The sequence below is a fragment of the Pseudomonas agronomica genome, from assembly GCF_025917275.1.
Taxonomy (GTDB): domain Bacteria; phylum Pseudomonadota; class Gammaproteobacteria; order Pseudomonadales; family Pseudomonadaceae; genus Aquipseudomonas; species Aquipseudomonas agronomica.
This window is the reverse complement of record NZ_JAOSHO010000771.1, coordinates 1-1,668: the sequence shown is the minus strand read 5'-3', so window position 1 is coordinate 1,668 and position 1,668 is coordinate 1. Positions and strand designations below refer to the sequence as shown.

Sequence of the window (1,668 nt, the reverse complement as noted above, 5' to 3'; positions counted from 1 at the left end):
CCAGGAAAGCTTCGCCCGGATCAGCGAGGATGCGGCGGGGCGCTTGCAGGACATTTCCGGCAAGGTCGTCGCCGGCCAGTCGAATGTCATGAGCGACAGCGAAGCCTTGAAACTGCAGATCAAACAGTTGGACAACAAGCTGCAGGAGCAGGGTCGGCAATTCGAAAGCCGGTTGCAGGAGGTGAGCAAGCCGCAGCAAGGCGCGTTCGGTCCGTCCGATGACCTGGGCAAGGAACTGGCCCAGATCATTACCCAGGCCAATGCACAAGAAAATGCCACCGCCCAGTTGCAGGCGGCCAATAAAGAACTCCAAGCCCAGCTCAAGACGTTGACGGCTGAAGTGACTGCCCTGAAGAACCAAGGCGAGGGTGGTGCCCTGGATGCCCAGCTCAAGAGCATCGGTGCCGACATCACGGCCCTGAAGCGAGCCACTTCCAACTCGGCCATCGAGCGCCTTGAGCAGGACATGGTCGTGCTCAAGAGCCAGCAGGACAACCGTTCGGGCAACACCGCCGAATTCGATGCGTTCCGCGGCCAGGTCACCCGCAACATCAACACTTTGCAATCGCAGATTCAGTACCTGCAACAACAGCTGAGCAACCGGGCTCAATAAACCTGGTAGCTCCTGGTCAGGGCCAAATCCCGTAGGAGCTGCCGAAGGCTGCGATCTTTTGATCTTTCGCTCAAGACTCGATTGTCAGGGAAAAGATCGCAGCCTCGTTGCACTCGACAGCTCCTACTTACCCCACGCCGTCTACGCTCTTGAAACACCAACAAGAACGAGGGCGCGCGCATGGGGTTTATTCGATGGCTGGCCGGGCTGGCCGCACTGCTGATATTGGTCCAGGCCCAGGCCGCCGCGCCGGACGACGGCCAGGCCGCCCGGGCATTGCTGGAAAAGGCCCTGGCCTACTACCACGACAACGGTGACAAAGCGTTCGCCACGTTCAGCCGCCAGGGCGAATTCGTCGACAAGGACCGCTACGTGTTCGTAGTCGACACCCAAGGCGTAATGCTTGCCAGCGGCGGTCCTTCGTCAGCGCTGATCGGACGTGACGTTTCCGAGGTGCTGGGACCTGATTTGCGCAAGGCCTTCAAAGAGGCGCTGAAAACCCCCGAGGCCAGTGGTATCCAGCAAGCTGATTATCGTTGGCAGAACTGGGCAGACGGCAAGGTCGAGCGCAAGCATGTGTATTTCCAGCGGGTCGGCGAGCGGATCCTCGCGGTCGGCTACTACCAGCCAAGGGCCTCCGCCGAACAGGCCAGGGCGCTGTTGGACAAGGCGGCAGGTGATTTGCTGAAGAACGAGAAAAGCACGCTGACGGCGATCAACTCGCTCAAGGGCGGCTACCTTCAGGACGACTTGTATGTATTTGTCGTTGACCTCGATACCCGTCGCTATGTTGGGCACGGCACCAACCTGCGGTTGATCAATACCGATTTCGCGAAGATCAAGGATCCGGACGGCAAGCCTGTGGGCGAGCCGATCCTGGCCATGATCGGCAAGCAGGACTCGGGGGAATATGAGTATCGCTGGAAAAATCCCGTGACGGGGAAGGTTGAGAACAAACACGCGTATCTGAAGAAGGCGGGGCATTTCCTGGTGGCGGTGGGGTATTACAGTCCTTGATTTTCTAACATGAGACTCGTGACTGTTGGAGAACCCCT

Annotated in this window: 2 protein-coding genes; both read left to right on the top strand. The window is 58.9% G+C overall.

The window, feature by feature from the left end:
- On the top strand, positions 1–613 hold a 613-nt coding region (locus tag OC610_RS27005), incomplete at its 5' end, for an ATPase (RefSeq protein WP_264432371.1).
- A gap of 180 nt (positions 614–793) precedes the next feature.
- On the top strand, positions 794–1,630 hold the full coding sequence (locus tag OC610_RS27000) for a cache domain-containing protein (RefSeq protein WP_264432369.1): 837 nt from the start codon (positions 794–796) through the stop codon (positions 1,628–1,630).
- Positions 1,631–1,668 lie beyond the last annotated feature (38 nt).

Coding starts and splice junctions, on each gene's coding strand:
- OC610_RS27000 (WP_264432369.1), top strand. CDS start 794: ATGGGGTTTATTCGATGGCTGGCCGGGCTGGCCGCACTGCTGATATTG.